The sequence below is a fragment of the Methylosarcina fibrata AML-C10 genome, assembly GCF_000372865.1.
In the GTDB taxonomy this organism is placed as follows: Bacteria; Pseudomonadota; Gammaproteobacteria; order Methylococcales; family Methylomonadaceae; genus Methylosarcina; species Methylosarcina fibrata.
The window spans coordinates 2,988,944-3,005,440 of record NZ_KB889965.1 but is presented as its reverse complement, the minus strand read 5'-3'; the positions used below and the strand labels follow the sequence as shown (position 1 = coordinate 3,005,440).

The window sequence follows — 16,497 nt, the reverse complement described above, 5'->3', positions numbered from 1 at the left end:
ACAACTCCGGTTCTGTCTCATTTTAACCAAAATTGCCCGACATGCTCCAGCGCCGGTTTAGCAGATTATGAAAAAAACGGACAAACTTCACTTCAATCCGAGCGATTTTTTTGTAAAGGCTTGTCTTTTTGAAGCTTCGTTGATTCTTGTTGCGATCCTGTTAGGCTGGATGGCCGATATAGACCCTTTCGCCGACATTTATTTTTCCGAATCGGCGATCGCTTATGGAATGCTGGGAACCGTTCCGCTTTTTTTAATGTTTGTGGCCCTGGAGCACGTAGAGAAAGAGTCGTTTAAAAAGATCAGGCGCTTGTTGCTGGAAACGCTGGGGCCGGGCCTGCACCGTTATCATTGGACCGATCTGTTCATTTTGGCCCTGATTGCCGGCATATCGGAAGAGCTCCTGTTTCGCGGCGTCGTCCAGCCCTGGCTGGAGACGCGGTGGGGCGGACTGACCGGGCTTGTCGCCAGCAACGTCATTTTCGGACTGGTGCATGCGGTCACCCCGCTTTACGCGGTATTGGCCGGGCTGGTGGGAATCTATCTGGGGGCGTCGCTGGACTATGAGGGGCACCGGAACCTTCTGATACCGATCATTATTCATTCCCTGTACGATTTTCTGGCATTCGTGATGCTCATGCGCGCGTATCGGGCCGGCCGCTCTTCGCTGTAGGCGAAGACTCTGCATTGAATGAAATCGGTGGAAATAAAAAATTTAATCTCTTCGGATATTTTTTGAATTAAATCTCTCTATTTTTAAGCCCGAACAATGATACTGAAAAATAGAGTATGTTAAGATAAAGGCGAGTAATCCATTTCCCTTTATTCCTTGACTTGTTCGCATCGAGTCGATCGCAGGTAATCGGCCGATGCCGATCGGAATGGAATGCAACGATCATGAGTCGCTTCGTTCCTGAATAAATAGCCGGGACGCTTGCCGGACGTGGTTCCGGCTTAATTTCTCAATGCTCCCGAAAGGGCGCGCCATAGCATTCGAATTTAAGTTTTTCCGTCGCAAAAACAAATAGCGCCGCTCGGTCCGGCTGAGTTTGAGCGGCGCCGAATTCCGGCAAGATGTGCCGAAATACCGCGTTAATCGACTTGATTTTCAACAGTTGCCGTTTTTTCGGCCTGGTTGAAAACAATCGGCCATTGCGGAAAGTAATTTATAAAACAGGACTGTGACATGACTTCAAAATATACGCCATTAAAAGATCAGGATACCCCGCTAAAAGTATTGTTTACCGGTTACTTGTGCACCGTAGGCATCGGTTATTTTGTTGCGCTCGTTCAAATATTGTTCACTCACGGTATGGCCGACGGAAAATTCGGTTTGTCGATCGACGACATTGTCTACAGTTATTACGGAAACCGTTCGGGAACCGTTCTGGAAACGAAGCTCAACGGTTCGATGAAGAACAACGCGCCTGAAAACGAACGCTTTGCCATTATCCAGTGGGTCAGAGACGGCGCGGACCCGGACGAGTATAAGGAGTCCGGCGTCGATAAAATCATCGAAAACCGCTGCGTTATGTGCCACAACAAGGACGCCGCGGGAATTCCGGACTTTAGCCGTTTCGAGCCGTTGAAAGCTTTGACGGCCCAGGATGAAGGCGCGACCTTTCAGTCCCTGACTCGCGTATCGCACATCCATCTGTTCGGCATCAGTTTCATTTTTATGTTCGTCGGCTTGATTTTCAGTTTCGCCGAAACGACGACCACTCAATACAAATGCATCGCCATCGGCATGCCTTACGGGTTTCTGCTGGCCGATATCATGTCCTGGTGGCTGACCAAAATACATCCGTTATTTGCCTGGCTGGTCATTCTGGCCGGTATGGGCATGGCCGTCTCCTTTTTGTTCATGTGGGTCACTTCCATTCTCGAAATGTGGTTTTACCGGCCGGTTTTTATCGACGGCATCGGCGCTCACTATTTGCAATGGCGGGAAAAAATGACTTCGGAAGAGAATAAGGCCCGTCTGCGCAGTTTTCTGACGGATCTTAAGGCGTTGGCCGAGCAGGGCAAAAGGATGGTGTCTGCCGGCGTCAGAATCTGGCGTGAGAAAGGCTGGCCCATGATCGAAAATCTGCTTAAAAAACAGAACGATTAGCTCGGCGTCATGCCATGGCTTCGGTTAAGGAAAGAAAAACGGTCTGATCGGGCAGATTCCCCTCAGGTCTTTTTGATTCGGCGCCGAACTAGACTCGGCAATCTATGCCGCCCGGGCAAATCATGCCGACTGCGAAGCTCCACGTCACGTCGGAGCGCCGGCGCTCGGAGTAAAACCGTACGGGCTGAAACTGAATCAAAAAGGATGGAGTTCGTTTGCAAGATTTGGATTTTCCAGCAGCGCCTTTGCCGCCATTACACCGATCTTGTGGTTCTTGAAAGGATAGCTGTAACTGAAAATTGTTTTCGGTAAAGCGTCGGTTTCCCGGTAGTCGACAATAATATAAGCGTCGGGATGGCCTTGGGCCCAGCGGTAGAGGTCCTGATAGCGGGATATGACCGAAATAGGGCGGATCAGACGGCCGCTGAAATGATACTGGCCGTGGTACTTGCTGCCGTAATAGGCGATCTCTTTTTGTTCCGCCATGAGCCGGGAAATTTGTCGAGCTGCTTCCGTGGTATCGAAACTCCGGGCTTTCAGGCTGAAAAAACCGCAGGAGACAAGAATCAATGCGGCGGCTGAGGCGACGGCGGCATGAAAAACCGATTGCGCCGCGGTGGCAGCTCTACTTAGCCCCAACAGGACGGCACTGGCGAGCAGCAGGAGGCCCCACGCTGGCGAAAGCGATGACAAGTCTTGCGCCCAATGGAATTTATCGTTCAACCGGGGCAGGCAGGCCAGAACCAGGCCCAGCACGGCATAAATCGTAACGATCGGGCGGTGAGCTCTTTCCCACCCTTTCTCTTCGGCGGTTTCGTCCGCAGCCCGCGCCGCCAGCAGAATAAAAGCCGGTAGCAACGGCAACAGGTAATGGATGCGCTTGCCGCTGACCAGAGAGAAAGCCAGAAAGACCGGCACGATCCAGGCGGCGCAAAAACGAACGCCACGGTCTTGCAGCGTCAGTTTTTTTAAACCGGTCCACAAGGGTTTTGCCAGCAACCAGGGCAGTAATAAAAGAGGCAGCACCTGAAGATACCACCACCACGGATATCGGTGAGCGAAAGATTCAACCAGGCGGCCGCTGGTTTGTCCCAGGAAAATCGCATTCCGGTAGGCTTCGCCGCCGGAATAGCCGGCGGGAACGGCCCAGCCGAGGGCGATCAGAGCGCCCAGCGCAAAGCTGAAAAAGAGTCGGACGTACCATTGGGACCAGCGGAAACCGGCGGGTTTTTCCGTCAGCCACCACGGCGCCAGCAGCGCGATCGGCAATAGATGCAGTAATACCACCGGGCCTTTGCTCAGAAGGCCGCCGCCGATCGCCATCCCCAGCAAGCTCCAATACGGCATCGACCTCGGGGTGTCGCCCAGTTTGGCCAAGCTAAAGATGCCGAGCACGACAAAAAACGCCAGCATCATGTCGAACATCGTCAGCGTGCTGTAAACGATCCAGACCAGCGATCCCAGCAGTAGCAGAGGCGCCAGTTCGGCGGTTCTGCTTCTATCCGGCCATAACACACGGGCGATGCGGGCGGATAAATATAAAGCGGCCAAGGAAAACAGCGGCGAGATGAGTCTAAGCGAGATTTCATTGACGCCGAACAGCTTCCAGCTTAATGCGATCAGCCAGAACAGCAAGGGCGGTTTGTGGCTGTAGCTTTCTCCGTTCAGATGGGGAACAAGGAAATCATTTCGAAGCCACATTTCCCAGGCAACGGCCGCATATCGTGTTTCGTCGACAGGCAGCAAGGGTCTGGTGTAAAGACTGACGGCAATTAAAGTCGCCCAGACAAGGAATACCCATAAGCGGACGGGCAGAAGTCGGTACATGTCAGGATGGCTCAAGGCTTCGGATCAGGCAACCGGATTTTTGCGTTCGTAAAAAACAAAATATAAATTACGAAAATAAATCAAAAGTCCGCTGAGCTGGCCCAGAATGAATACGGGGTCCTTTCGATAAACGGCATAAGCCAGCAGAGTGACGCCCCCGGCAATACTGAAATACCAGAAGGCGATAGGAAAAACGCTTTTTTTTTCCTTTTCGCTTTTTATCCATTGCACCAGAAAACGGGCAGAAAATAATGCCTGTCCTAAAAAGCCGACGGCAAGCCAGATGGTTTCTTTATCCATGTTGAGTTTCCTCGATGACCGCGCGTTTTGCTCTTTTTTGCAGCCACATGACGCCCAGAAGATCGGTGATGCCCGCCCAGAGCCGATCCAGCGTACCGTAGTTCGAACGGCCGGCGGACCGGGCTCGATGCTTGACGGGTTCGGAGACCACTTGTCCGCCCGCTCTCAGGATCAAGGCCGGCAAAAAACGGTGCATATGGTCGAAATAGGGCAGTTCCAGAAATTTTTCTCTCAAGAAGACTTTCAGACCGCAGCCGGTATCCGGCGTGTTGTCCCCCAAGAGTCCCGAGCGAACGGTGTTGGCAACTCGGGACGAAAACAGCCGCCATCGGGAGTCGTACCGGGCGTTTCTCCAGCCGGCAATCATCCATAAGTCGGGCGAGAGTTTCCGTTTTTGCTGCAACACTTCGTAAAGCCGGGGAATGTCGGCCGGATCGTTTTGGCCGTCGCCGTCCAGCGTCGCGATGAAAGGATGGACGGCTGCCTTGACGCCGTTGAAAATGGCTGTGCTTTGTCCGCAGCTTTGTTGATGATGAAGAACCCGCAGGTGTTTGTGCCGGGGCATGGCTTCTTTCAGCACGCTTCCGGTGTTGTCCTTGCTGCCGTCATTCACAAAGATAATTTCGTAAGCTTCGGCTGTTTTCATTGCGGCCTCAATCTCTTCCAGTAGCGGAAGGACGTTTTCAGCTTCGTTGTGCACCGGGATAACAATTGAAATCTTCATGATGCCTGTTTTAGTATCGCGGACCCGATGCAAATGCCGATCGGCGTTATCCCGCCAGTATGGAGCAGCTCGGGTTAAAAGTGAATTAAATTTATGTTAAATTTTAGTTAATCTGAAAATCAAAAAAAAAGGCTGCATCATTGGAGATCGCAGCCTTTTTTATGCAATGCAGCCAAAGGCCACATAGGACGCTAATGCAATGATTAACGTTTGGAGTATTGAGGGCGTTTTCTTGCTTTGTGCAATCCGACTTTTTTCCGTTCGACTTCGCGGGAGTCGCGAGTCACGAAACCGGCTTTGCGCAGAGGGGAGCGCAGCGCTTCGTCATAAGCCATTAACGCGCGTGTCAGACCATGGCGAATGGCGCCAGCCTGGCCGGACGGGCCGCCGCCTTTGACGATCACGTTGACGTCAAATTTTCCGGCCATCTCGATGCATTCCAGAGGCTGACGAGAAACCATTTGGTCGGTTTTGCGGCCGAAATATTCTTCGATCGGTTTTTTGTTAATAATGATTTTGCCGGTGCCGGATGTCGCGTAAACGCGTGCTACCGCGCTTTTACGACGGCCTGTGCCATAATATTGAGCTGTTGCCATGGTTTACTCGCTTAAATTTCCAAAACTTTTGGCTGTTGAGCCTGATGATCGTGTTCGGGACCGGCATAAACCTTCAGTTTCTTGAACATGGCGCGGCCCAGCGGGTTGTTGGGCAGCATGCCTTTAACCGCGGTGGTTAAAATGCGGTCCGGGAAGGTTTTTCTCAATTTGCCGAGGCTGACGGTTTTCAAATTGCCGATGTAGCCGGTATGATGTTGATACAGTTTGTCTTTTTCTTTATTGCCGGTAACACCAATTTTTTCGGCATTGACTACGATGATATAATCGCCCGTATCGACATGCGGTGTATATTCCGGTTTGTGTTTGCCGCGAAGACGACGCGCAATTTCAGAAGCAAGACGTCCGAGCGTCTTCCCTTCCGCATCAACTACGTACCAATCGCGCTTGACTTCTGCTGGTTTTGCACTAAATGTTTTCATCGTGACTTCGTCTTTCTGTTAAAGGCTCAATAAAAGATCCAGAATTCTACTAAATATTAATAATTTTTACAAATTTATTTATCGATTGTCGGAAAGAATTATCAATGCCCGGATACATCCTCTACCATTCCTGAGCTCAACGTGGAAACGGGCTATTGGCGGGGGCCGGATAATTTTCCGGACAGAAGGGGGGCGGTTTGGATCAGTTCCATAGGTTCCGGCAATCTCCGGCTCGATTCAAAAGAATTGTAAATTGAACCGGAGCAATAGTCTCTAATTCGGCCTTGCGGTCTGAAAGTAGTTATGTAATCCATTAAGTATTAAATTTTTAAGGTTTAATAGTTGACTATTACACTAGGTTAAGTATAGTATTTGAATGTTGTAATTTCTTCAGGATGGTGTGTTGTGCGCTTAACCACTAAAGGCCGTTACGCGGTCACTGCAATGTTGGATCTGGCTTTTCACAGCCAAAAGATACCCGTTACTTTAACAGAGGTTGCTACTCGTCAAACCATTTCCCTGTCCTACCTTGAACAGTTGTTCGCGCGATTGCGCCGCGCCGGAATGGTCAAAGGCGTGCGCGGGCCGGGCGGCGGCTATAAGCTGGCCGGAAAGGCGAGCGATATCAGCATCGCCGCCATTATTGCCGCGGTCGACGAGCAGATCGACGCCACCAAATGCGGCGGCGAGGCCAACTGCCAGAAGCAACAGGCCTGCCTGACGCACGATCTCTGGATGGGTTTGAGCGAGCAGATACGGGAATACCTGAGAGGCATTACGCTGGCCGATCTGCTGGAAAAACACGAGGTTCAGGAAGTGGCCCGGCGGCAGGAGCTGGAAGCCCAGCATATCATCGAAATCCACCGTCAAACCGGAGTTAACGTTTATCCGGACTGAGCGGCGTTTACGCGGCCGAGCCGGACGGTCTGACTCTTATGTATTGCTCCTGAATGATCTATTTCGATCATAACGCCACCACCCCCCTCGACGAGCGGGTGTTGGAGACGATGCTGCCTTATCTGGGCGCCTTTTATGGAAATCCTTCCAGTCTCTATCGTCAAGGCAGAATCGTCAGAAGCGCCATCGATAATGCCCGCGAGCAGGTCGCCTCCTTGGTGAGTGCCTCGACCTCGCAAATCGTATTTACCAGCGGCGGCACCGAGGCCAATAATCTGGCGCTGGCGAGCCTCCCGCCGGGCCGGGGATTGGCGGTTTCGGCCGTAGAGCACCCGTCGATTATCGAGCCGGCCGAGCATTTGCACAGTCAGGGTCACGCCTTGACCCTGATCGAAGTCAATGCCGACGGAGTGATCGAACAGGACGCCGTCGATGGTTTGCTCGAACGCAAGCCCGGCCTGGTTTCGATGATGCTGGCCAACAACGAGACCGGCGTCGTTCAGCCTGTCGCCCGATACGCCGAGCAATTAAAAAGCCATGGTATTCTCGTTCATACCGATGCCGTGCAGGCGGCGGGCAAAATCCCGGTGCATTTTAGCGGACTCGGGGTTCATCTGATGTCGTTGTCCAGCCATAAGATATACGGTCCCAAAGGCTGCGGCGCCCTGGTTTTCGACAAGTCGGTCGAGATCAGGCCGATCTTGCGGGGCGGAGGTCAGGAGCAAGGATTGCGGGCGGGCACCGAAAATGTTGCCGCCATCGTCGGTTTCGGCAAGGCGGCGGAGCTGGCAGGCGCCGAACTTACGGAGCGAAGCCGCCGTCTTCGGGCTTTACGGGACCTGCTGGAAGCGCAACTGAGCTCGATTCCGGGCGTCACTCTGTTCGCTCGTTCTGCCGAAAGATTGCCCAATACCGTACAATTCGGCATGGCCGGAACCGACGGGGAGATGTTGGTGATGAGGCTGGATCAAAAAAGCGTCGCCGTTTCCAGCGGGTCGGCCTGCGCCAGCGGCGGCAAGGAACTCAGCCCGGTATTGGTCGCGATGGGCGTGGATGCAGAGCTGGGCATGAGCGCCGTCCGCATCAGCCTGGGAAAGTCCAATACCGAGGCGGAAATTTTTACTTTTGTCAATTTATTGAAAACGTTGGTGCGCCAACCATAAAGAGGTCGATATGTCCGTATTGTTAACCGAGAATGCAGCCCGGCAGATAAAGAAACAACTGGAAAAACGCGGCAAAGGCATCGGCTTGAAATTGGGCGTCAAAAAGTCGGGATGCTCGGGTTACGCCTATGCGCTGGAGTACGCCGATCAACTGATGGAAGACGACGCCGTGTTTGAAAATTTCGGAGTCAAAGTCATCGTCCGGAAAAGCGATCTGCCTTACGTGGATGGGATCGAACTGGATTACCGAAGAGAAGGCATTAACGAAGCCTTTCAATTCAATAACCCCAACGTCAAAGCCACCTGCGGCTGCGGAGAAAGTTTTTCGGTTTGATCCGGTTGCATAGTACATAGCCGGAAAATGCTCCGGCGTTCTTTTCTAAATTCGGGCGGAGATTCAGGGCGCCTGTCCGCTGCGACGTAGCTTTTCTCGAAAGCTCGAAGCTTTTACAATGGATAACTTAAGTATCTATTTTTATCTTTTTCTTTTTGCATTTTATTCTTTAATTATCTTTTAATTATATTGTACAATTAAATTATAAAAATTAAGGAATTTAACCGTTCAACCTGGAATCCCGGCTTTTTCCAGGTTGTCTAATTTCCGCAGAAGTTGTCTTGTAGACGCGGTTCTTGTCGAGGGAAGTCCTTCCCGTCGGGGACAAACAACCCGGACGTTAATGTTCTGCCCGCCTTAACGGCCGGCAGAACGGCTCTTTTTAACCGATCCCGATCGCTTTTTGCCCGACCGACGCCAGAGAGCGAAGTTTTCAACTTTATATGCCGGCAGATGCTTGACAGGCTCTGCATAGGACGGATTTTTGTTTTGAAACCGGGAGTTAGCAATGAAGCATCGTTCCCCGCGCTTTTCGCCTGAATAAGTCCGATGGAACGAAGCGGTCATTTCATTCGGGAGCAAAGCAATGTCTCCGGTAGTTAATGATATGTTGTTATAAATATATTGCTTTATTGTTATGTTGGTTTTTTATCAATAAAATAACCGCAAGAAGCATACAAATGCTTCATCTATTATTTCGTACAAGCTCTCAAGCAGACGCGCCACAACCCTACGCAAGATACCGTCCCCCGTATTTTTCGTAGGGTTGTTGGAGCAATCTCCCTGGCCCGAGATCAAGAGGAATTTCGTAAACGAATTCCCGACTCAATTAAAACCGGACAGTTGTTTATGCGGACTCTGGTTTCAGACGTTCTGGAAAGAAAAAACCTGCGATGGTGGATGAATGCGGCGATCAATGCGAAGATTATCGCCGATTCGGAAGGCCATATTCTCCTGGTCAACCCGGCTGCCGAACAGTTGTTCGGTTACACTCAGGAAGAACTCGCCGCGCTGACCGTCGAGGATTTGATTCCGCAGCGCTTGAGGGCGCTGCATGCGAAGCAGCGTGCCGATTATGCGGCTTATCCCTCCAGCCGAATGATGGGTACCGATCTCGAAATCTACGGTTTACGCAAGGATGGCAGCGAATTCGCTGCCGACGTCAGTCTTAGCCCCATCGAGAACGGACTGGTGCTGGCGACCATTTACGACATCACTCGCCGCAAGCAAGCCCTCGCGGCGGCGTGGGAGTTCTCGGAAAGCATTCTTGCGACCATTCAGGAAGCTTTGGTGGTTCTGGATACCGGTTACCGCGTGGTTTCGGCCAACCGAACCTTTTTCCGGATGTTCCGGTTGACGCCGGAAGAAACTCTGGGGCAGCCCTTTTTCGAGCTGCATGGCCGGCAGTGGAACTTTCCGGAGCTTCGGCAACTCCTTTTTGATATTAACGTCAAAGTCTGCCCGGTGGGGGCGTTCGAGTTGCGGCATGAATTTCCCGACATCGGCCACCGCATCCTGAGTCTCAATGCGCGAGGATTTCTGGCGGCAGGCGACAGACGGGAGCTGATCCTTCTCTCCATCGAAGACATTACCGAGCGCAAAAATCTGGAAGCGGAGCAGGCGCGGCTGATTCACGAACTGGAAAACGCCAACGAAGAACTCAAAAACTTCGCTTACGTCGTTTCCCATGACCTCAAGGCGCCGCTTAGGGCCATCGGCTCGCTGGCCAACTGGATCGCTTCCGACCAGGGGCACAAACTCGACGACGAAGGCCGGGAACATTTGCGGCTTCTCTTGCAACGGGTGCGCCGTCTGGACGGGTTCATCGACGGCGTATTGCAATATTCGCGTATCGGCATGGTGCATGAAACGGTGGTGACCGTCGATCTTGAACAATTGGTTCGGGAAGTCGTCGATTTGCTGGCGCCGCCTCCTCACATTATCATTACCGGCGCGGAAGGGCTGCCGACGGTGCGGGCGGAGCGAACCCGGATTCAACAAGTCTTCCAGAACCTGATTGCCAACGCCATCCGCTTTATGGACAAACCGGAAGGCTGGATCGGCATAGAGTGCCGGATGGAAGGCGATATGTGGCTGTTCAGCGTGGCCGACAACGGGGCCGGTATCGAAGAACGCCATTTCGAACGCATCTTTCAATTGTTCCAGACCCTGAATCCGCGCGACCGCGTGGAAAGCACCGGCGTAGGTTTGACGATAGTCAAGAAAATCGTCGAAACGTACGGCGGCCGCATCTGGCTCGAATCCGTGCGCGGTCAGGGCACGACCTTTTTCTTTACGCTGCCCGACACCGTTCCCAACCACTTTATTCAGGAAGCCTCATCATGAAAATGACTTGTAAAGCCGTTCTGCTCGTCGAAGACGACGTGGTCGATGCCATGACCGTGCGCCGGGCGCTCGCCGACCTGCACGTCACCAATCGCCTCGTGCATATGGAAAACGGCGAAGAGGCACTCGACTACCTGCGCGGTCACGCCAATGAGCGCCCCTGCATTATTCTGCTGGACCTCAACATGCCCATTATGAGCGGTATCGAATTTTTGCGGATAATCAAGTCGGACCATCATTTGAAACGGATTCCGGTGATCGTGCTCACCACTTCCGAAGAGCAGCGGGACGTGATCGGAAGCTTCGATCTCGGCGTGGCGGGATACATGCGCAAGCCCGTCGATTATCAGCAGTTTGTGGAAACCATGCGCGCCATCGATCTCTATTGGACCCTCAGCGAGGTGCCGGAATGAACAGCCCGGATCTTTCCCGCATACGCCTGCTGCTGGTGGACGACGATTCCATCGACCGCCTCGCCTGCAGGCAGGCGCTCAATCAGCATCCGGACTATGTGTTCGAGATCCTGGAGGCCGAGTCCGGACAGCAAGGCCTTGACCTGGCCCAGGCCGAGCAGCCGGACTGTATTTTGCTCGACTATTACCTGCCGGATTTCAACGGCGTGGAATTTCTTGCCGAACTGGCCGATCCAACGGGCGAGTTGCCGGTTCCGGTGGTGATGCTGACCGGGGCGAACAACGCCGTGGTCGCGGTGGATGCTCTCAAACGGGGCGCCCGCGACTATCTGGTCAAGGACGGCGAGCAGGATTCCCTGCAATGGCTGCCGGCCATCATCATCCGGGCGCTGCGGGAGCAATGGGCGATCCGGGAGAAAACCGAGGCGATAAAAAAAATGTACGAGGCCGAGGCCAAGTATCGCCATCTGGTGGAGCAGATTCCGGCAATCACCTACATTGCTTCGCTCGAAAATCCGCCCGGCAAGCTCCACTACATCAGCCCGCAAATCAGGCAATTAGGCTTTCCGATCGAAGACTGGCTGAATACTTCCGAGGGGCTGCTCAAACAGGTGCATGCGGACGACCGCCAGCGCGTGATCGAAGAGTTCGCAAGGACGTACGAACATCATACGTCCTTGCGCTGCGAATACCGGATGAGAACGGCCGACGGCCGGATACGCTGGTTTCTCGACGAAGCCAATCCGGTGCTCGACGAAACCGGACGGACGCTTTACCTTCAAGGCATCCTGGTCGACATCACCGACGACAAGGTGATCGAGCAGGAGCTGGATTATTACCGGCGGCGCCTGGAGGAACTGGTCGCTCTGCGCACCGCGGAACTGGAAAAACAAACCAGTCTGCTGAAGTCCGCCAACGCCAACCTGGACCGGGAGCTGTGCGAGCGCAAGCGGGCGGATGCGGCTTTGCGCAGAAGCGAAGCGCGCTTCCGCCTGCTGCTGGAATCGGCCGGGGAAGGCATTTACGGGCTCGACGCCGAAGGCTGCTGTATTTTCATCAATCAGGCCGCGCTCGAAATGCTGGGCTACAAACGGGAAGAACTTCTGGGCCAGGACATCCATGTGAAAATCCACCACAGCCGCAGCGACGGCACGCCTCATCCGGCGCTGGAATGCCCCATCGCCGACGCCTATCGGAAAGGCGCCCGGATCCGATCCAGCGGTACCCTCTGGCGCAAGGACGGCAGCTCGTTTCAAGCCGAGTATTCTTCTCACCCGATACGCAGCCAGGGACACATTACCGGCGCCGTGATCGTCTTTCGCGACGTCACCGAGGCGCAGGCGCTGGCGCAAAAGCTTTCCTATCAGGCCAGCCACGATCCTTTGACCGACCTGATCAACCGCGTAGAGTTCGAGCACAGCGTGGAACGTGCCCTGGCCAGCACCCACGAAGACCGGTTCGAGCACGCGCTCTGTTATCTCGATCTCGACCAGTTCAAAGTGGTCAACGACACTTGCGGCCATGCCGCCGGAGACGAATTGCTGCACAGCCTGGGCAATTTGTTGCACAGTCTGCTGAGCCCCTGCGATACGCTGGCCCGGCTGGGCGGTGACGAATTCGGCTTGCTGCTGGAATGCTGCTCGGTCGAGCGGGCCCGGCAAATCGCCGAGGAACTTTGCGATGCCGTGCGGAATTTCCGTTTTCACTGGCAGGGGGAAACGTTTTCGGTCGGCGTGAGCGTCGGAGTGACGGCTTTGACGGCCGAAAGCGACAGCGTTTCTTCCGTTATCGGCGAAGCCGACGCCGCCTGTTACATGGCCAAGAAAAAAGGGCGCAACGGCGTCCATGTCTTTGAGCCCTGTGATGCCGAAATCATCAAGGGGCGGATGTATTGACCGTCTTTAACAATTCGTCTTTCTCGGCGTGATGGATGCCGCAACCGGTCTACCGGCGGCTGACCGATTTGATCAGCGCGATCAGGCGGTCTTCGTCGACCGGTTTGGTCAGATAATCGTCGAACCCCGCAGATAGCGCTTCGGCAACTTTTTTTTCATCGGCATACGCGCTGATCGCCGCGATTTTTACGGCGATGTGCAGCTTTCTGATTTCCTTCAACAAGGCCAGGCCGCTCATGACCGGCATGTTGAGATCGATCAGGGCGAGCTGATAGGAATGGGTCATCAGCAGTTGCAGCGCCTCCATGCCGTTGACCGCGGAGTCCACCTTGCAGCCTTGCAGCTCAAGCAGGTTGGCCAGCAATAACAGATTGATTTCATTGTCGTCGGCGATCAATACATGAACGCTCTCCTCGCTTTCGCTGTCGGCAAGGCCCGGATGTGCGAAGGCCGGAGAAGCCGACTCGCCGGCAGGCAAGGGCAGCGAGACCGAAAAAACGCTGCCCGCCCCGTACTGGCTGGTCACCGAGATGCCGCCGCCCATCATGTTGACCAGTTCATGGGTGATGGCCAGGCCCAGCCCGACGCCGGGCCTGGCATACTCCGATTCGTTGATTTGTTCGAAAGGGCGGAAGATTTTTTCCAGATCCTTTTCGGCAATCCCGCTGCCCGTATCCTTGATCAATAAATACAGGTGGCCGTGTTGATAACCGGAGGAAACGGTGATGCGCCCTGCGTCGGTGTATTTCAGGGCATTGTCCAGCAGATTCATGAGGATTTGCCTTATGCGTTTTTCATCGCCTATCAGGTAGCGGGGAACGGCATGATTTTCGACGACCAGTTCCAACTGTTTTTCTTTGGCCTGAAGCACGAAAATTTCCATGATCTGGTTCAGGAACGCGTGAAAGTCGAATTCGCTGCTGCCCAGCTTTATTTTGTTCGATTGAAAGGAAGAAATGTCCAGAATGCCGGTAATCAGAGTCAACAAGTCTTCGCTGCATTGTCTGATGATCTGGATTTTCTTTTTATCTTCCTCGGCGAGCGAAGATTTCTTCTGCAATAACTGGGTAAACCCCAAAATTCCGTTGAGCGGAGTGCGTAATTCATGGCTGATGTTGGCCAAAATCTGGCTTTTCGTGATATTGGCCGTTTCCGCCGCCTCCTTGGCCTGTCTTAAGGCGGCGGTCCGTTCTTCGACCATCGATTCCGTTCGGTAATAACGGCCGGTCAGCGTCAACAAGCCCATGCCCAGAAGACTGGTGAACAATAGGCCGCTGATCAACACCCACCACAACGGCCAATGGATGTAGGAATTGACGATGGCCGGATTCCGATAAAACGTGACCAGCCAGCGGTACCGGTCGGCGATGGGCACGGAAAATTGCTGGCCGGATTTGTATTGCGCAAAGTCGATCCCGGCATCGCCGTAAACGAGTTTGCTGTCCGATCCGCTGTTGTCCGCAATCCCGATAGTCAACAGGCAGCCGTCGGTTTTGAGACGATGAAACGCCAACCGGACCATGTCGGCCACCGATACCGACGTCAAAATCACTCCCGGCAGATACGTCTTGTTCGATTCTCTCGGTAACGCGACAGCCATAGCAAACCAGGCTTTGCCGTTGTCGACGGTAATCGAAATTCTTTCGGGAGAAAGAGGAACCTCCTTGATCATTTTGCTGATAGGCGGAGGCAATAGCCGGTCGGCTGCGCCGCCCTCGTTTCGTGTACCGTCAAGGCTGGAAGAAAAAGCAATCCGGCTCTCGCCGTTCGGGTCGAAATTGAGCCAGCGGAAGGCGATGATTTCCCTGAATTGAGACAGGGATTGCCGGGTAAACAGAACAAATTCGGTTTCCTCGACCTGCCGGGAACCGTAGAAAAAATTCCTTACCGCTTCAATGGCCTGAATATTGCCTTCGATGCGGCTGATTAATGCTTGCGACAGAGTGGCGGTTTGATCGACAAATTGTTGCTGTTGCTGTTTCTGCTCGAGACGGCTTACGTAGCCGTACAGCATCACCACCAATATGAAGGTCAGGATCAGCGGCATGCCCACGGAGCTGAAGCGCTTGCGCCAGATTGGCCGGGGTTCCGCAAACAGGATCAGCATGAGCGGAGTAAACACCAGCACGTCCATCGTATCGGCGACCCACCAACTGAACCAGTTGCCGGGAAGCTCGGTTAAAGAGACGATCCCTTTCGAATACATGGCGGCCATGCCGACCGTGGCTGGAATCAAACAGGCCAACGGCCCGCCGATCAGCATAAAGATCAGGATGTTTCTGTCTTCGGTTAACGGATCCGGAAAGCCGATGAAACGCTCAATGGCCCAGGCTCCGGCCCAGGCACAAAGAACCGCCCCTATGCCGGTGGCGAGATAGATCGGAACGGACGCGCCATCGAAACCGAACGCATAGGCGCTGATGCCGAAGTTGCCGATAAAGATGCCCGGCCAGACCCGCTTGCCCCATAACAACAACGCGGCCAGCGCGATCCCGGCAGGGGGCCAGAAGCCACCGGAATTGCTGGGGGGGACCTTGAATATTTCTCCGAACAGACCCAATAGGAAATAAACGCCCGCAATCAGAATAATCAGGAAGGCATAATGAGCGGCACGAATAATGGAAAAGCCAAGGGTCATAGCAAAACCGTATCACCGAAAATGCAAAAAGTGCCTTATATTATCTCATTATGCCCTTTGTTAGAGATATTCCGGAGAAAATGAAAACGATCGGAAGCCATTACGAAACGGCGCGGTTATCTGACGCTCGAGGTTAAATAGCGGCAGTGGGCGAGGGATGATTAGGCTGGCCGGGCGAATGCATTCCCGGCAGGGCGATAAGACAATGCTCTCACTTCCGCTCGCAGAGCGGGAAGGATCGCCGGAAACTTACAAAGTCGGCATTCCCGCCGTCTTGATTGATCTGTGACTTCCCCGCGACCGGGTTTTACCGACAGCTCCCGAGAAGCATTAACTGAAAAGAAAAAAAGCCATCACGGCGACACTGGCCGAACCGGACAGGATGAACGGGATTTTTTCGATGACGGCTTGATCGCTCCAGAAGCAATGCAGATGGATTTTAAATTCCGCGCACCGAACTTTGGCGAGTGCCTGCAGATGGCGATAAACAGCGATCAGTTTGAGCGCGAGGCGGTAGCAGATAAAGAGCCCCAGGAACAACAGCAAATAAAAAACAATCGCCTGCGTTTGTTGTCGGGTGGTATGGAAAACATGCTCGATCAGTTCCTCCAGGCCGAATTCAAACCATTCGAAGGCGATATGGAGAGAGTGCAGCGTCCAATCGATCAAAACGTCGTGGAGGGCGTAAACGATCGTCCCGATCATGCCATAAGCCAATGCTTTTCTATAACCTTCCCGAATCGTATGAAATTTTTCGAGAATAATGGACACATATTCAACCATGTCGATCACCTTCAATCCGCGCCGTCGG

At 53.5% G+C, this 16,497-nt stretch carries 15 protein-coding genes; 8 read left to right on the top strand and 7 right to left on the bottom strand.

The window, feature by feature from the left end; translation table 11 throughout:
• The first annotated feature begins 67 nt into the window (after window positions 1–67).
• Both A3OW_RS0114125 and A3OW_RS0114115 read left to right on the top strand, forming a co-directional pair.
• Window positions 68–673, top strand: coding sequence for a CPBP family intramembrane glutamic endopeptidase (locus A3OW_RS0114125; RefSeq protein WP_020564097.1), 606 nt, complete (start codon window positions 68–70; stop codon window positions 671–673).
• 513 nt (window positions 674–1,186) lie between these two features.
• The gene (locus A3OW_RS0114115; protein ID WP_020564095.1) at window positions 1,187–2,113 is read left to right on the top strand and encodes a hypothetical protein; all 927 of its coding nucleotides are present in this window, start codon (window positions 1,187–1,189) and stop codon (window positions 2,111–2,113) included.
• Window positions 2,114–2,308: 195 nt separating this feature from the next.
• On the opposite strand, the gene A3OW_RS0114110 is transcribed toward A3OW_RS0114115, so the two are convergent.
• The 5 genes from A3OW_RS0114110 to rplM all read right to left on the bottom strand — a co-directional run bounded on the left by A3OW_RS0114110 (window position 2,309) and on the right by rplM (window position 6,000).
• The gene (locus A3OW_RS0114110; protein ID WP_020564094.1) at window positions 2,309–3,940 is read right to left on the bottom strand and encodes an ArnT family glycosyltransferase; all 1,632 of its coding nucleotides are present in this window, start codon (window positions 3,938–3,940) and stop codon (window positions 2,309–2,311) included.
• A 24-nt stretch (window positions 3,941–3,964) separates the two neighbouring features.
• The gene (locus A3OW_RS0114105; RefSeq protein ID WP_020564093.1) at window positions 3,965–4,240 is read right to left on the bottom strand and encodes a lipid-A-disaccharide synthase N-terminal domain-containing protein; all 276 of its coding nucleotides are present in this window, start codon (window positions 4,238–4,240) and stop codon (window positions 3,965–3,967) included.
• Complete coding sequence (locus A3OW_RS0114100; RefSeq protein WP_020564092.1) at window positions 4,233–4,964, bottom strand: glycosyltransferase family 2 protein; 732 nt, start codon at window positions 4,962–4,964, stop codon at window positions 4,233–4,235. The genes A3OW_RS0114105 and A3OW_RS0114100 overlap by 8 nt, the downstream gene beginning before the upstream one ends.
• A 203-nt stretch (window positions 4,965–5,167) precedes the next feature.
• Window positions 5,168–5,560, bottom strand: a complete 393-nt coding sequence (rpsI, locus tag A3OW_RS0114095; protein WP_020564091.1) for a 30S ribosomal protein S9 — start codon at window positions 5,558–5,560, stop codon at window positions 5,168–5,170.
• Between the two features lie 11 nt (window positions 5,561–5,571).
• Window positions 5,572–6,000 carry a 50S ribosomal protein L13 gene (rplM, locus tag A3OW_RS0114090; RefSeq protein WP_020564090.1) on the bottom strand — a complete coding sequence of 143 codons (429 nt, stop codon included), beginning with the start codon at window positions 5,998–6,000 and terminating at the stop codon, window positions 5,572–5,574.
• A 405-nt stretch (window positions 6,001–6,405) separates the two neighbouring features.
• Here rplM and iscR point away from each other — a divergent pair, with 405 nt between their 5' ends.
• The 6 genes from iscR (at window position 6,406) to A3OW_RS26500 (ending at window position 13,048) form a co-directional block, all read left to right on the top strand.
• Window positions 6,406–6,897 carry a Fe-S cluster assembly transcriptional regulator IscR gene (gene iscR / locus A3OW_RS0114085; protein ID WP_033411748.1) on the top strand — a complete coding sequence of 164 codons (492 nt, stop codon included), beginning with the start codon at window positions 6,406–6,408 and terminating at the stop codon, window positions 6,895–6,897.
• A 53-nt stretch (window positions 6,898–6,950) separates the two neighbouring features.
• Complete coding sequence (locus A3OW_RS0114080; RefSeq protein ID WP_020564088.1) at window positions 6,951–8,060, top strand: cysteine desulfurase family protein; 1,110 nt, start codon at window positions 6,951–6,953, stop codon at window positions 8,058–8,060.
• Between the two features lie 10 nt (window positions 8,061–8,070).
• Window positions 8,071–8,394 carry a HesB/IscA family protein gene (locus tag A3OW_RS0114075; protein ID WP_020564087.1) on the top strand — a complete coding sequence of 108 codons (324 nt, stop codon included), beginning with the start codon at window positions 8,071–8,073 and terminating at the stop codon, window positions 8,392–8,394.
• An 849-nt stretch (window positions 8,395–9,243) separates the two neighbouring features.
• Window positions 9,244–10,740 (top strand): sensor histidine kinase, encoded by a 1,497-nt coding sequence (locus A3OW_RS26505; protein ID WP_020564085.1) that lies wholly within the window; start codon window positions 9,244–9,246, stop codon window positions 10,738–10,740.
• Complete coding sequence (locus A3OW_RS0114060) at window positions 10,737–11,153, top strand: response regulator (RefSeq protein ID WP_020564084.1); 417 nt, start codon at window positions 10,737–10,739, stop codon at window positions 11,151–11,153. Before A3OW_RS26505 ends, A3OW_RS0114060 begins: the two co-directional genes overlap by 4 nt.
• Entirely contained in the window at window positions 11,150–13,048 is a 1,899-nt protein-coding gene (locus A3OW_RS26500; protein WP_020564083.1) for a diguanylate cyclase domain-containing protein, read from the top strand. The genes A3OW_RS0114060 and A3OW_RS26500 overlap by 4 nt, the downstream gene beginning before the upstream one ends.
• Before the next feature lie 49 nt (window positions 13,049–13,097).
• Here the strand turns inward: A3OW_RS26500 and A3OW_RS0114050 are convergent, their stop codons facing one another.
• Both A3OW_RS0114050 and A3OW_RS25040 read right to left on the bottom strand, forming a co-directional pair.
• Window positions 13,098–15,686, bottom strand: coding sequence for a response regulator (locus A3OW_RS0114050; RefSeq protein WP_020564082.1), 2,589 nt, complete (start codon window positions 15,684–15,686; stop codon window positions 13,098–13,100).
• A 330-nt stretch (window positions 15,687–16,016) separates the two neighbouring features.
• Window positions 16,017–16,469, bottom strand: a complete 453-nt coding sequence (locus A3OW_RS25040) for a hypothetical protein (protein WP_157385897.1) — start codon at window positions 16,467–16,469, stop codon at window positions 16,017–16,019.
• Window positions 16,470–16,497: the final 28 nt, after the last annotated feature.

What these genes read in the sequence shown, in the direction of transcription:
- A3OW_RS0114105 (WP_020564093.1), bottom strand. Translation starts at nt 4,240, where the DNA reads ATGGATAAAGAAACCATCTGGCTTGCCGTCGGCTTTTTAGGACAGGCA.
- A3OW_RS0114100 (WP_020564092.1), bottom strand. Translation starts at nt 4,964, where the DNA reads ATGAAGATTTCAATTGTTATCCCGGTGCACAACGAAGCTGAAAACGTC.
- A3OW_RS0114080 (WP_020564088.1), top strand. Translation starts at nt 6,951, where the DNA reads ATGATCTATTTCGATCATAACGCCACCACCCCCCTCGACGAGCGGGTG.
- A3OW_RS25040 (WP_157385897.1), bottom strand. Translation starts at nt 16,469, where the DNA reads ATGGTTGAATATGTGTCCATTATTCTCGAAAAATTTCATACGATTCGG.
- A3OW_RS0114075 (WP_020564087.1), top strand. Translation starts at nt 8,071, where the DNA reads ATGTCCGTATTGTTAACCGAGAATGCAGCCCGGCAGATAAAGAAACAA.
- A3OW_RS0114110 (WP_020564094.1), bottom strand. Translation starts at nt 3,940, where the DNA reads ATGTACCGACTTCTGCCCGTCCGCTTATGGGTATTCCTTGTCTGGGCG.
- rpsI (WP_020564091.1), bottom strand. Translation starts at nt 5,560, where the DNA reads ATGGCAACAGCTCAATATTATGGCACAGGCCGTCGTAAAAGCGCGGTA.
- A3OW_RS0114060 (WP_020564084.1), top strand. Translation starts at nt 10,737, where the DNA reads ATGAAAATGACTTGTAAAGCCGTTCTGCTCGTCGAAGACGACGTGGTC.
- A3OW_RS0114125 (WP_020564097.1), top strand. Translation starts at nt 68, where the DNA reads ATGAAAAAAACGGACAAACTTCACTTCAATCCGAGCGATTTTTTTGTA.
- A3OW_RS0114050 (WP_020564082.1), bottom strand. Translation starts at nt 15,686, where the DNA reads ATGACCCTTGGCTTTTCCATTATTCGTGCCGCTCATTATGCCTTCCTG.
- A3OW_RS0114115 (WP_020564095.1), top strand. Translation starts at nt 1,187, where the DNA reads ATGACTTCAAAATATACGCCATTAAAAGATCAGGATACCCCGCTAAAA.
- A3OW_RS26500 (WP_020564083.1), top strand. Translation starts at nt 11,150, where the DNA reads ATGAACAGCCCGGATCTTTCCCGCATACGCCTGCTGCTGGTGGACGAC.
- A3OW_RS26505 (WP_020564085.1), top strand. Translation starts at nt 9,244, where the DNA reads ATGCGGACTCTGGTTTCAGACGTTCTGGAAAGAAAAAACCTGCGATGG.
- rplM (WP_020564090.1), bottom strand. Translation starts at nt 6,000, where the DNA reads ATGAAAACATTTAGTGCAAAACCAGCAGAAGTCAAGCGCGATTGGTAC.